Annotated in this window: 11 protein-coding genes; 8 read left to right on the top strand and 3 right to left on the bottom strand. The window is 54.1% G+C overall.

The window, feature by feature from the left end:
- The first annotated feature begins 86 nt into the window (after positions 1-86).
- Entirely contained in the window at positions 87-830 is a 744-nt protein-coding gene (locus PS2015_RS10480; RefSeq protein ID WP_058022195.1) for a class I SAM-dependent methyltransferase, read from the top strand.
- Positions 831-878: 48 nt separating this feature from the next.
- Here PS2015_RS10480 and PS2015_RS10475 read toward each other — a convergent pair whose 3' ends face one another.
- On the bottom strand, positions 879-3,035 hold the full coding sequence (locus PS2015_RS10475) for a TonB-dependent receptor plug domain-containing protein (protein ID WP_156412718.1): 2,157 nt from the start codon (positions 3,033-3,035) through the stop codon (positions 879-881).
- A gap of 161 nt (positions 3,036-3,196) precedes the next feature.
- On the opposite strand from PS2015_RS10475, the gene PS2015_RS10470 reads away from it, so the two are divergent.
- The 3 genes from PS2015_RS10470 (at position 3,197) to PS2015_RS10460 (ending at position 7,148) form a co-directional block, all read left to right on the top strand.
- Positions 3,197-4,111 carry a TIGR01777 family oxidoreductase gene (locus PS2015_RS10470; protein WP_058022193.1) on the top strand — a complete coding sequence of 305 codons (915 nt, stop codon included), beginning with the start codon at positions 3,197-3,199 and terminating at the stop codon, positions 4,109-4,111.
- A gap of 68 nt (positions 4,112-4,179) precedes the next feature.
- A complete protein-coding gene (locus PS2015_RS10465; RefSeq protein ID WP_058022192.1) occupies positions 4,180-5,844 on the top strand; it encodes an electron transfer flavoprotein-ubiquinone oxidoreductase in 1,665 nt (554 codons plus the stop codon).
- Between the two features lie 119 nt (positions 5,845-5,963).
- Positions 5,964-7,148, top strand: a complete 1,185-nt coding sequence (locus PS2015_RS10460) for a tetratricopeptide repeat protein (protein ID WP_058022191.1) — start codon at positions 5,964-5,966, stop codon at positions 7,146-7,148.
- Between the two features lie 5 nt (positions 7,149-7,153).
- Here the strand turns inward: PS2015_RS10460 and PS2015_RS10455 are convergent, their stop codons facing one another.
- The gene (locus PS2015_RS10455) at positions 7,154-9,013 is read right to left on the bottom strand and encodes an acyl-CoA synthetase (RefSeq protein WP_058022190.1); all 1,860 of its coding nucleotides are present in this window, start codon (positions 9,011-9,013) and stop codon (positions 7,154-7,156) included.
- Between the two features lie 99 nt (positions 9,014-9,112).
- Complete coding sequence (locus PS2015_RS10450; protein WP_058022189.1) at positions 9,113-10,078, bottom strand: polyprenyl synthetase family protein; 966 nt, start codon at positions 10,076-10,078, stop codon at positions 9,113-9,115.
- 243 nt (positions 10,079-10,321) lie between these two features.
- Between PS2015_RS10450 and rplU the strand changes: the two genes are divergently transcribed.
- From rplU to proB, 4 genes are all read left to right on the top strand, one after another.
- Positions 10,322-10,633, top strand: a complete 312-nt coding sequence (rplU, locus tag PS2015_RS10445) for a 50S ribosomal protein L21 (RefSeq protein ID WP_058022188.1) — start codon at positions 10,322-10,324, stop codon at positions 10,631-10,633.
- 18 nt (positions 10,634-10,651) lie between these two features.
- Entirely contained in the window at positions 10,652-10,909 is a 258-nt protein-coding gene (gene rpmA, locus PS2015_RS10440) for a 50S ribosomal protein L27 (RefSeq protein ID WP_058022187.1), read from the top strand.
- A 128-nt stretch (positions 10,910-11,037) separates the two neighbouring features.
- Positions 11,038-12,210, top strand: a complete 1,173-nt coding sequence (gene cgtA, locus PS2015_RS10435; RefSeq protein WP_058022186.1) for an Obg family GTPase CgtA — start codon at positions 11,038-11,040, stop codon at positions 12,208-12,210.
- A gap of 3 nt (positions 12,211-12,213) precedes the next feature.
- Positions 12,214-13,338, top strand: coding sequence for a glutamate 5-kinase (proB, locus tag PS2015_RS10430; protein ID WP_058022185.1), 1,125 nt, complete (start codon positions 12,214-12,216; stop codon positions 13,336-13,338).
- Positions 13,339-13,372 lie beyond the last annotated feature (34 nt).

Here is a 13,372-nt window from a genome sequence, read left to right as displayed (position 1 = left end):
TTAAGCATCCGGAGAATAGTGACAGCAGGCTGCATGTGTCCGGCCTTTGCTTTACAATCAATTCATCGACCAGGGAGTCATTAGATATGAAACTGTTCAGACAAACACTCAACAAAGTGCTGCTGATCGTCGGGTTTAGCCTGAGCGCAGCGCTTTCTGCCATCACCACTGGTGCGGCCGAGCATCCGGGTTATGAGTTTGATCCGGGGCAGAGCCGGGGTGGTATTGGCAAGTTTTATCTGGGCCGGGAAATCTCCGGAGTGATGGGACATCAGGCGGCGGGTTGGCTGGAACGCACGCAACGCACTCACGAAGAAATGCCCGATGACGTAGTTGCCAACATGAATCTGAAACCGGATGATGTGGTCGCCGATATTGGCGCCGGCACCGGCTATTTTTCCTTCCGTATGGCGCGACAGGTGCCGCAGGGCAAGGTCATTGCCGTGGATATCCAGCCCGAGATGCTGGCAATTATCGAGCAGCGGATTCAGGAAACCGGCTTGAACAATGTGGAGCCCCTGCTGGGTGAGATAGACAATCCCCGTCTGCAGCCCGGCACGGTTGATGCCGCGCTGCTGGTTGATGCCTACCACGAGTTTTCACATCCGTTTGAGATGATGCAGGTCATTTACGATGCCCTGCGCCCCGGCGGGCGGGTATTCCTGATTGAATACCGCGCCGAGGATGATTCAGTGCCAATCAGGCCCCTCCACAAAATGAGCGAGGAGCAGGTGGTGCGGGAAATGAGTGTATTCGGCCTGCACTGGGATGACACCCTGGACTTTCTGCCCTGGCAGCATATGTTTGTATTCTCCAAGCCGACCGAATAAAGACATCTGGCTGCACGCAGCCCAACTCGGATTTGCCAGTCAAGCCAATCAGAAGGTGGTTCTGACTTTCAGTGCCACCTTGCGGCCGCTTCCCCAGCAGGTATCTTCCAGTTCCCGTATCGTACCGCTTGCCGTGGTGCCGTCGTAACGGATTCGGTTGCGGCAGGCTTCTTCACTCATCACGTTATTGGATTCCAGCCGGAAAGTGACATCATCAAACATGACCGTTGAAACGAACATGGTCAGACTGGGAGCGTCGTGGTACCAGTCAATAGTGGTAATGTCGATGTTGCGGTTACCCCCATTAAAGGGAAGGCCATAGTCGAAACCGTAATTCAGATTCAGATCCGTCAGGTCATGGCGAAAACCCAGATTGAAGCGGCCGCGACCATTGATGCGCTCGCGAGTACCCAGTAATGCATCGGTGACTTCTGAGTCGAACAGGTACAGGCTGGAAGAGATCAGTGCATCAGGCATACCAAGCATGTTCAGGCGGGTGCTGCCATCGAGGTATACGCCCCAGCGCTTTGCATCGCCTATATTGCCCTGGGCAGAGATGGGCGATGCCGGATTCGTCGTGGCATCAACCCGGCCGATCTGATCACTCAGGTCGCGCAGGAAAAACCGGGAGCTAACCACGCCGGTATCATCAGGCAGACGATACTCGAGCGTCAGTTCGTAGCGCACCTCCTGAGTCGGCACCAATCCCGGGTTGCCTGCATTGGCGTCGCGATCATTGTCTGAGCTGTTGGCCGTTGCCGAAAAGTTGGCAAAACTCAGTTGTTGCACCTGTTTGCCGACAGTGGCCCGGAGCTGCAGGGCATTGGTGATGTTAAAGCGATAATCGACTGAAGGTTTTAAAAAACTGAACTCGCGCGACAGATTTACGGTACCGGACTGGCTTATCTCAGAAGTCTCATAGACCAGACTGCTCTCCAGAGTCATCCGGTCATTCAGTGTCCAGTTATGCACGGCAAAACCTTCGTAGCGCATTTCTTCTACGGTTGTGCCCAGGTTGGAAACGCCCAGTGCCGGGCGCAGACCACCAAAATCAGGAGACGGTGCCTCGGTGCCGGTTTCCCGCCCAATCAGCAGAGATGAGTCGAGGATTGTCTGGGCTCGTTCCAACCCAAGTTGCATGTCCTGTTGGTCTGCCAGTTCCCAGTTGTAGGTGCCCTGAACGATCCGTTCGCGAGTTCGGCTGCCAGAGCCGATAAACAGCGTTTTACGCTCTTCATCGGGCTTGGTCTGTGGCTGGTCTATCTCGTAGCGGTCGCGTTCGTAATTATTGGTCGCATCATTCACTACAAACAGCACTAGTGCTCGTGAACCATCAGCCAGCGTGTATTCATAGTCACCACCAACTTCCCAGTTGTTTTGCTCGTAGTCGAAGCGTTCACGCTCGGCACTGACTATCTGATCCGGCGTTTCGGGCAGGTAGTAATTGCGCCGAATATCAACCGGGTGATCTGAAGTGCCATACAGTGCGTTTAACTGCATGCGGTGCTGATCAAGCTGGTAGCCCATCGTGGTGCTGGTCTGGTAAGCCATGCGGTCCCGGATGTTACTTTCCCGCATAACTTCCACAGGTGTGCGATCGGGCGCGTAGCTGTTTTCCAGGCGCTTTTCATGTCGGTACTGCGGATCAGCCATGACGTTGAACATCATGCTGAGATTGCCTGATTGCCGACTATGAGACAGCGAAGCGCCGGGCTGTAAGGTATGATCCAGATGGCGGTCACTGCTGACTTCGACGGAGGTGCTTGCACGAGCTCCGCTGTCCTGCAGAACGATATTGACGACCTGGCCTGAGCCACGCACGGCCAGCTCGCCTGAGGTGCCACGGATGATTTCGATGCGTTCCACTTCGCGCGCCGCAATCCGGCTTAACTGGTCTCTGGGTGAGTTGTCTTTCCCTGCCAGACGCTGTCCGTTAATAAGCAGGTCGCCGCCGCTGCCCAGGCCGCGCCCACTGCTGCCGTTGCTGATTGAAACGCCGGGTATACGGTCTATCATGTCATTGACCGAAACCGGATTGTAAGGCTGGAAAAACGAGGCTGGGTAGATAACGGTGGACGATTCGTCCTGCATGTCCGGATTCTGTTCGGTTGCCCAGAGCAGGCTGGTGGTGCTGGCCATTGTCAATAAAAACAGCGAACGGACACCAGCTCGCAATACAGGTGAGATAGTAAGCCTGCGGGTCATGAATACTCCAAGAAACTAATTAGGCGTGCGGCATTAAAATCTAATGTTATCAAAAAAATGCGATTAATTGTTGTTACATTTTGTGAGATTCCTGTGGCAGCATGCCATAATTTGGGCAGTTTTTCGGCCGGATTAAATAATCAAGCCTCAGAGGACAAGATATGAATATTCTGATTACTGGCGGCACTGGATTCATCGGACGTCCCCTGGTCCGTCTGCTGTTGGAGCAGGGCCATCAAGTGACAGTGCTGGTGCGGGATTATGCCTCGGCCCGACTTAAGTTGGGTGTGGGCGCTGAATTGCTCAGAAGTCTGGATGAGTTGCCGGTCAGCGCCCGAATTGATTGTGCGATCAACCTGGCTGGGGCTGGCATTGCGGACAAGCGGTGGACCCTGAAGCGCAAGCAGGTATTGAAAGAGAGCCGATTGGCAACAACCCGGCAACTGGTTCAGCTCTTCCAGCGTCTGGAAACACCACCCGCGTGCCTCCTCAGCGCTTCAGCCATTGGTTATTATGGCGCCGGGCGAAAAGAGCCGCTGACTGAAAATGATATCGGCATCAGTGAGTTCAGTCATGATCTGTGTCGCCTGTGGGAGGCAGAGGCTCGCAAGGCGGAGTCGCTGGGCATACGAGTCTGCCTGATGCGATTCGGTGTGGTGCTGGGCGCCGGAGGCGGTATGCTGGCGCGATTGCTGCCATTTTACCGAATGTGGCTGGGTGGTCGCCTGGGGAATGGTCAGCAAATGATGTCCTGGGTTCATCGTGACGATGTGCTGTCAGCGATGCTGTTTCTAATGCATCAATCAGAGCTGTCGGGCGAATTCAATGTAACAGCCCCGAATGCCGTTAATAATGAACAATTTAATGATACGCTGGCGGCATTGCTGCGCCGCCCGGCATTGTTTAACCAGCCAGCCTTTTTGGTGCAACTGATGTTTGGAGAAATGGGCGATCGTTTATTATTGAATGGCCAGCATGTGGTACCGGAGCGATTGCTGCATGCTGGTTTCAGCTTCCGCTATTCAGATCTGCAACCGGCACTACAGGCATGTCTTTGCGATTCAGGACTGAATTAAGGATAATACGCCGCTTACAGCAGCAGTTATCCGCATTCAGCCAAAAAAGCCAGAGGGGAAGTCAGACTATGCAGCGCGAGTCTATGGAAGTTGATGTCGTTATTGTTGGTGCCGGCCCTGCCGGTCTGGCAACGGCCTGTCGATTGTTGCAGTTGGCGCAGGAAGCCGAGAAAGAAATATCAGTATGTGTGCTTGAAAAAGGCTCAGAAGTCGGTGCGCATATCCTGTCCGGCGCGGTGTTTGAGCCTACGGCACTTAATGAGTTATTTCCTGACTGGAAGGAAAAAGGTGCTCCGCTGCACACGGCGGTGACCGGTGATGATGTTTATTACCTGCCGGGTGCTGAAAAATCTGTGAGATTTCCTGACATGCTGGTGCCCAAGCCCATGCGGAACCATGGCAATTACATTATTTCTCTGGGCAACCTGTGTCGTTGGCTGGCCGAACAGGCCATGGAACTGGGCGCTGAAGTATTCCCTGGTTTTGCCGCCGCCGAAATTCTCTATCATGAGGACGGCACGGTAAAAGGTGTGGCAACCGGTGATATGGGGGTCGATGCCAAAGGCGAGAAAAAAGATGCCTACGAACCGGGCTTTGAATTTCATGCCAAATATACAATTTTTGCGGAAGGCTGCCGGGGCCACCTGGGTAAAGAGCTGATCGCCAGATTCGATCTGGATAAGGACAGCGATCCGCAACACTATGGCATCGGCATCAAAGAAATTTGGGAAGTGCCAGAGGACAAACATAAAGAGGGTCTGGTTGTTCATACCGCCGGTTATCCCATGATTGGCGACAGCTATGCAGGATCCAGCGGTGGTTTCTTATATCACGCTGAGAACAATCAGGTTTATGTTGGTTTGATTGTAGATCTTGGGTATCAGAACCCGCATATAAGCCCCTTTGATGAGTTCCAGAAATACAAGCAGCACCCTGTGATTCGTCAGTATCTGGAGGGTGGCAAGCGCATCAGTTATGGGGCGCGCGCCTTGAATAAAGGCGGTTTGAATTCTTTGCCCAAGATGAGCTTTCCGGGAGGTCTGATTATTGGTTGTGATGCCGGCACCCTGAACGCCGCCAAGATCAAGGGGAGCCACACAGCCATGCGCTCTGGTATGTTGGCGGCCGAGTCAATCATTGAATCCATGAAGCAGGATGAGGTGCAGGCAGGACATGATCTGACGGCTTATGGAGAGCGTTTCCGCGCATCCAGCCTGCACGATGAACTGCATAAAACCCGTAACTTCAGCGCCGGCTTTCACAAGTTTGGTTTCTGGATTGGTAGCAGCCTGAGCTTTATCGAACATAATATTTTTGGCAGCCACTTCCCGTTGACCTTCCATGACAAGTCGCCTGATCATGCGCAACTGAAACCGGCCAGCGAGTGTCGAAAAATTGAGTACCCCAAGCCCGACGGAAAGATCAGTTTCGACAAATTGTCGTCAGTATTTTTGTCCAACACCAATCATGCAGAAGATCAGCCCTGCCACTTACAGCTGATTGACCCGGATGTGCCAATAAAACATAACCTGCCCATTTATGACGAACCAGCGCAGCGTTATTGTCCGGCTGGTGTGTATGAGGTGCTCGAGGATGGTGATGGCGGTAAGCGTTTCCAGATCAATGCCCAGAACTGTGTGCACTGCAAGACCTGTGATATTAAAGATCCGTCGCAGAATATCCGCTGGGTAGTGCCGGAGGGCAGTGGCGGTCCCAGTTACCCGAATATGTAAGCATCAGTTCCTGATGCTTCCCCGGCACGCTGTTTGATGGCGTGCCTGTTTTCCGGGCTGCCGACAGCGGAATTAATTGTTGGGCTTGACGGTCTATAGACGGGAACAGAGGGGATTTCGTGGATTACAGTTTTCGATTATTGTTTGGCGTATTTTTGCTGGCTATGCTGCCAGCCTGCCAGTTTATAAATCTGAATCCGGGATTTGAGCCTGACACAGAGCTCGAGCGCCGGGTGCTTGGCGATTTCAGTCTGTCTGTTCCCGATCCGCAACTTCTGCAGATGACGCCGGAGTTGCAGAGTTACCTGGAAACCCACGTGCCCGCGAATCTGTCGGGCTGGAACCTCGTGTCGCGCTTGCAAGAGCTGCTGTTTTCCGAAGATTACCTCAACATAAGTTACGATGAGAGTGCCAATCTGACGGCTGCCGGCGTGTTTGCACAACGGCAGGCAAATTGTCTGTCGCTGGTTGGTCTTTATATCACCATGGCGCGTCACTATGGCCTGGACGCCAACTACCAGACAGTGCAGGTGCGACCGGTCTGGGACCGGCGTGGCAGTCTTTTGGTGCTTAGTGAGCATGTAAATGCCATCGGTCGACTCAACAGCACTGACAGATACATTATTGACTTTACGCCTGAAGTCCGACTCCAGCACAATACCGCCAGAATTGTCAGTGATCAGAACGCCAGAGCCCTGTACTTCAATAATATGGCGGTGGAGTCGCTGATAGCCGGTGACTTGCAGCAGGCCCGGGAGTATGCCACCTTTGCTGTGCGCACGGACAGTGAGCTGGATTTGGCCTGGAATACTCTGGGCAGCATTCTCAATCGACTCGATGAACCTGAGCTGGCGGAATACAGTTATCAGAAATCGGCCTGGCTGAATCGTAATAATCCCAGCGCTATCAATAATCTGGCGAGATTCTATGCGGCGCAGGGCGATGAGGAGACGGCGGAACGTTATCGTCGGGCAGTTGAATCCTACAATCAGCGCAATCCCTATTATCACTACTCATTGGGCGGAGTCGCCTTTGAGGCAGAGCAGTTCCAGGACGCGGTGGGGCATTTTCAACAGGCCATAAGACGTAATGATCTGGAGCCAGATTTTTATTTTGCGTTGGGTGTCACATACCGCGAACTGGGTGATGAGGAGCTGGCCGATCAGGTGTTACAGCTGGCTGCTGCGATGCGCGAGCTGGGTGACCAGGTTTACCGGCCCACCCAGGATCGCGTTAGGCGAATCGATGGTCGTTCTATCCTGCGTTCAAGCAGTGCAGGTTTCACCGTCGAGTTTGTTGACTGACCCGTCTATCTGGCAAATGTAATCGCAACATTGTAGGCTTCCAGTGACCTGCCGGCTGCTTCGGATTGTGATGCGTCATCAAGCCAGACCATGGCAGTCATGCCTTTCTTGTTGTCGATTACGGCCTCTACCCGAGCTCTTATTCCCTGATTTTGCAGGTGTTCAGTCAGGACCAGTGCAGTGATTTTTTGTCTGAGCGCTGGCCGGAATATCTTGCCGACAGCGGTCACCGGCATGGCGTCGATCAGTTCAAGTCGTTTGGGTATGGCGGCGCGCTCACTGACGTGCGCTTCACAGTAACTGAGTAGCTCCTCCGGAGTCACCTGGCTGCCAGGCCGTGTCACCACAAACGCCATAGGCAGTTCGCCGGCATAGGGATCCGGCATGCCCACGGCAGTGGCGCTTATCACATCGGGATGTCGATTCAGAGGCTCTTCAATAAGCTCCGGATCAATATTGTGTCCGCTGCGAATAATCAGGTCTTTTGCCCTGCCGGTAAGATAAAGGTAGCCGTCATCATCAACGTATCCCAGATCTCCGGTATTGAACCACTCCTGCTCTACCCATGCCGAGGCGTCATCCTGAGCTGACTTGTAACCTGCAAATACCTGCGGTCCCTTCACCAGAATTACGCCGCTTTCCCCGGTGCTGCAGTCTCTGGTGACTGTTGTGCCATCCAGGTGGGCAATTCTTACGCGCGAATAAGGTAGCCGCAAGCCCACGCTGCCCACTGGTTGAGTGTCCGGCGGACGACTGATCAAAGAGGTGGTTTCTGTCATGCCATAACCATTGGTGACAATGACGTTGTAGGTTTCTTCAAATCGTTTCTCAAATGCCGGAGACAAGGGGGCAGCACCTGAATTGATGCGCCGCAGACTGCTGATATCTTCATCGCCAACCGGAATCTGTGACAGAGCAGTGAGCACAGTTGGAACGGTTGAAAACGAGTTTGCCCTGAAGCGCGCCACGTGATGCCACAAATTCTTGATGACTTCCGGATTCCGGAATCCAGACGGTGTTAAAAGCACGATACGGTTTCCGGCTGAAAATGCACCGATGCCCAGAATGATCACCCCAAAGATATGGAACAGAGGCAGACCGCATAATACTGTCTGGCGACCGAGATGGTGATTGATAGAACGTGCCACCTGCCCCAGGAAGGCCATATTGCCATGCGTGAGCTGTGCAATCTTGGGTTTGCCGGTGGTGCCACCCGTATGAAAACATGCGGCGATAGTGTCTTTGCGCAGTTCGCGAGTGTGCAGTAAATGGCTGCCGGGCTGCTCCCGCAGCGCGTGGTTGAAATCGACGCTGATTACCCCGGGCAGTGAAATATCGGCCTGGCTGTCAGTCAGCCCTGGCTGGTGAACCGCCAGCACAGTATGGACCTGGGGAAGGTCCTGAAGTATGCCCTGCAACTTCTGCCATAAATCGCTGTGCGGCGATGGTGCCAGGCAGGCAACAACAGTTGCGCCTGATGACTGAATAATTTCTGCAATATGGCCCGGATCCAGTAGCGGGTTGATCGGATTGGCAATGCCGGCTACCTGGCTGCCCAGAATCAGAGGATGTGATTGTGGCAGGGTCGGTAATATGATCGAAACAGCCTCGTTACCCTGTAATCCCAAGCTGCTGAGCAGATTGGCAACCTGACGGGTCTGTGTGAGCAGATCGTTGAAACTCAGAGTATGCGGTGCTTCATCGCGTTGGCCGGTGAGCAGGAAGTCAATTGCCGGCTCGTCACCGAAACTGGCGGCGCTTTGTTCAATCAGCTGCAGCGCATTAGTGGCAGGAAAGCGTTCCGGCAGTGGTACCTGTTCGAAGTTCTGAATATCAGCCAGCGTGTCGAGTAGCGGTCGAGTCATGAGTTTCTGTTCTCCCCTGTTATCAGATTAACCCATCTGATTTAACACACCTGTGGGAGAAACACTACTTTTTTGGCTGCTGTATGGCTGGCTGTGTGCTCAACTGACCCTGGCAACGGCCAGGTCGCACATTTGCAGCAAAGCCTGCTGGTACTCCGACGCCGGTAATGTGGTCAGGTGTTGGCGAGCCAGGTCTGCATGTTCATGTGCACGTTTGCGTGTGTACTCAAGCGCACCACTTTGGCTGATGATCCTGATAACCTCATCAAGCTGCTCGGCACCACCAGTGATAACGGCCTGGTGCAGCAAGTCGGAATCTTTTGAATCGCTGTTCTGCATGGCATACAACAGGGGCAGAGTGGGTTTGCCCTCGGCCAGGTCATCGCCGACGTTTTTGCCCAGGTCTTCAGCCTTGCCGTCATAATCCAGCGCATCGTCTACCAACTGGAATGCCAGTCCCAGGTGCAGGCCAGCTGCTTTCAGGTTCTGGCTGACCACTTCATCAGCGCCGGCAATCAAAGCGCCGCAATAGGCGGCCGCCTCAAACAGCACTGCGGTCTTGTCACGGATGACCCGCATATAGTCCTGTTCTGTAATGTCCGTTCGGTGTTTGTTCAGTAGCTGCAGAACTTCGCCTTCGGCAATGGTGTTGGTGGTATCAGCAATCACCTTCATGATGCCCATGTGATTGATGCTGACCAGCACCTGAAAAGCGCGGGAGTACAGAAAATCGCCGACCAGGACGCTGGATGGATTATTCCACTGCTCATTGGCCGTCGGTCGGCCGCGTCGCATGCTGGACATATCTACGACATCGTCATGCAGCAACGTTGCAGTATGGATAAACTCAATTACTGCCGCGAGCTTTACAGCATTATCACTGGCGCCTTGACAGGCTCTCGCAGCCAGCAAGACCAGCATTGGCCGCATACGTTTGCCGCCTGCACCAATAATATAGTGGCCGATATTCTCTACCAGCTCGACATTGGAGTGGAGCTGTTCCACGATGAAGGCGTTAACAGCTTCAAAGTCGACAGCTACGGTCTCTCTTATGGTATTGTGCATGGGCTTGCCGAAGGTTACGGTTAAGGTCAGTAAATATGCGCCGCAATGCTAGGGGTGATGCGGTGGAGTGTCAAGCCAGAGCGCGCTGAATGCAGCGGTATTCTGATACAGTTTGAGTAAATCTGCAGTAAATGTCAGTTTAATGCTTGCCTGAGGCGGACGATTCTCGTAAAATGCCCGCCCTTAAAGCATCAGGCTCATGCGTTGAAAAGGGCCCGGCGTGACCAAATTCTGGAGTTTATTATGTACGCGGTTATTGAAAGTGGTGGCAAACAGCACCGAGTGGTTGAGGGTGAGACCCTGAAGCTGGAGAAAATCGAAGTGCCGACAGGTGAGTCTATCGATTTTGACAAAGTGCTGATGGTTGGCGAAGGCGAGTCTGTAAAGATCGGTGCGCCTTACGTTAAAGGCAGCAAGGTCACCGCAGAAGTGGTTGCTCAGGGTCGTGCACCCAAAGTGACCATCATCAAATTCAATCGTCGCAAGCACTACCGTAAGCGTCAGGGACATCGTCAATGGTTTACGGAAGTTCGTATAACAGGTATCAAGGCCTGATCTGGCCGGGAGTAGACAATGGCACATAAAAAAGCAGGCGGTAGTACCAGTAACGGTCGCGATTCGATTTCCAAGCGCCTTGGCGTGAAGAAGTTTGGTGGTGAGCAGGTTCTGGCTGGCAATATTATCGTTCGTCAGCGTGGTACACGCTTCCACGCCGGCAAAAATGTGGGTATCGGTAAAGACCACACCCTGTTTGCCACGGCTGAAGGCAAGGTCCAGTTTGAAGTCAAAGGTCCACGTAACCGTAAATACGTGAGCATCGTTACAGCGTGATGACGCGCTGCCCCGGGCAGCAAGCGGTCATCGTGGCATGATGCGTCACACCCGAAAGCCCTGTCACTTGACGGGGCTTTTTTATATGGGCTGGCTAAGTCTGGCCAAATTGTCCAACGGAGATGCACGTGAAGTTTGTTGATGAAGCCGAAATTACGGTAGAAGCCGGTAAAGGTGGCAATGGCTGCATGAGCTTCCGTCGGGAAAAATTTATTCCCAAGGGCGGTCCTGATGGTGGCGACGGCGGAGACGGCGGCAGCGTATATCTGGTAGGTGATGCCAACCTTAATACTCTGGTTGATTTTCGTTATCAGCGCCGTTACAAGGCGCAGGCCGGTCAGGGTGGCATGGGTGCCAATTGCACGGGCAAAGCCGGCGAAGATCTGTATGTCCGGGTGCCGGTCGGCACCTCTGTGGTTGATAAGTTCACCGAGGAGCTGATCGCTGATATTGCTGAGCATGGCCAGACCGTTGTGGTGGCCAAAGGCGGGTTTCACGGGCTGGGCAATACACGTTTCAAGTCCAGTACCAACCGTTCGCCGACCAAGGCTACCAAGGGTACGGATGGGGAAGTACGTACTCTGCAACTGCAGCTCAAGGTGATCGCCGATGTGGGCTTGCTGGGCATGCCCAATGCTGGCAAATCCACCCTGTTGCGTGCGGTTTCCGCAGCGCGGCCGAAAGTGGCTGATTATCCTTTCACCACTCTGGTTCCGGGCCTGGGTGTGGTCCGTATCGAGTTGGAACGCAGCTTTGTCATGGCTGATATTCCGGGGGTGATTGAAGGTGCATCAGAGGGTGCGGGTCTGGGTTTTCGATTCCTGAAGCATCTATCAAGAACACGCTTGCTGTTGCATCTGGTTGATGCGGCGCCTCTGGATGATGCTGACCCGGTGCAACAGGCGCAGGCCATTGTTGATGAACTGGCCAGCTTCAGCCCCACTCTGGCGCAAAAAGAGCGATGGCTGGTCCTGAATAAGGCAGATATGGCATCCGCGGAGCAGTTGGCAGTCCTCGAACAGCGTTTTCGCGATGAGCTCGGCTGGCAATTGCCGATTTATCGCATTTCAGCTATTAATAGCGGCGGTTGCGACAGGTTGTGTCAGGACGTAATGCGATCAGTTGAGCAGCATCGCAGGCGGCTGGCTGAGGATGAGGACTATAAGTCAGAGCAGGCAGCCCGTGATCAGCGGATGGAGCTGGAAATTCGCCAGAGCATAGAGCGCAGCCGTGCTCAGCGCGCGGCGGCACGCCAGGCACTGGAAGATGACGATTTTGACGATTTTGATGATGACTATTAAGCCATGAGCAGCAATCAGGAAGTTGTTAAGCGCCGCTGGGTTGTAAAGATCGGCAGCTCGCTGATTACCAATAATGGGACAGGGCTGGATCACGCGGCAATCTCTGAGTGGGTCAGGCAGTTGGTTGGATTGCGGGAGAAGGGCATTGAGGTTGTATTGGTGTCTTCCGGCGCGGTGGCTGAAGGTGTCGCCCGCCTGGGTCTGAAATCCCGCCCGCGACAGGTGCATTTGCAGCAAGCGGCAGCGGCAGTGGGTCAGATGGGGCTGGTCCAGACCTATGAAACCCGTTTTCAACAATTTGGTGTGCATACTGCCCAGGTTCTGTTGACGCACGATGATCTGGCTAACCGCCGTCGTTATCTCAACGCGCGTAGCACGCTCACCGGCCTGGTGGATATGGGGGTGGTGCCAGTGATCAATGAGAATGACACTGTGGCAACCGCTGAGCTGTGTTTTGGTGATAACGATACGCTGGGAGCCCTGGTAGCCAATCTGTTGGGCGCAGACACGCTTGTTATCCTGACAGATCAGCGCGGCTTGCATCGCGAAGATCCACGGGCTGTTCCGGATGCGCCATTGATTTCAGAGGCGATGGCGGCAGATCCGGCCTTGCTGAAAATGGCCGGCGGCAGCGGCTCGCTTGGGCGCGGTGGTATGCGCACCAAGATTACTGCGGCGCGACTGGCAGCCCGTTCCGGCGCCTGTACAATCATTGTCAATGGGCGCGAGTCTGACGTGCTGCTGCGCCTGGTACAAGGTGAGTCTATAGGTACCCGCCTGTTGCCGGAGAAACAGCCTGTTGCGGCGCGCAAGCAATGGCTGGCAGGGCAGTTGAAGGTTAAGGGCAGTTTGACTGTAGATACCGGCGCAGAACGTGTGTTACGTGAATCCGGGCGCAGTCTGCTGCCTGTCGGCGTGATTGCAGTGAACGGACGCTTTGACCGGGGCGAAGTTGTGGCATGCGTTAATGAGTCAGGTCAGGAGGTCGCCCGCGGACTGGTCAACTACAATAGCACTGAGGCCGGGCAGCTGGTCAGGCAGCCCAGTCGAATGATTGAATCCCTGCTCGGTTATGCCGGCGATCCGGAGATGATTCATCGCGATAATCTGGTACTGAACGACCACTAATGTCTGCGGGTGTGGCAAGCCATCAGCCAGGACA

This window comes from Pseudohongiella spirulinae (assembly GCF_001444425.1).
Taxonomy (GTDB): Bacteria; Pseudomonadota; Gammaproteobacteria; order Pseudomonadales; family Pseudohongiellaceae; genus Pseudohongiella; species Pseudohongiella spirulinae.
The sequence above is the reverse complement of the archived record's forward strand: the minus strand, read 5'-3'. Positions and strand labels throughout refer to the sequence as shown.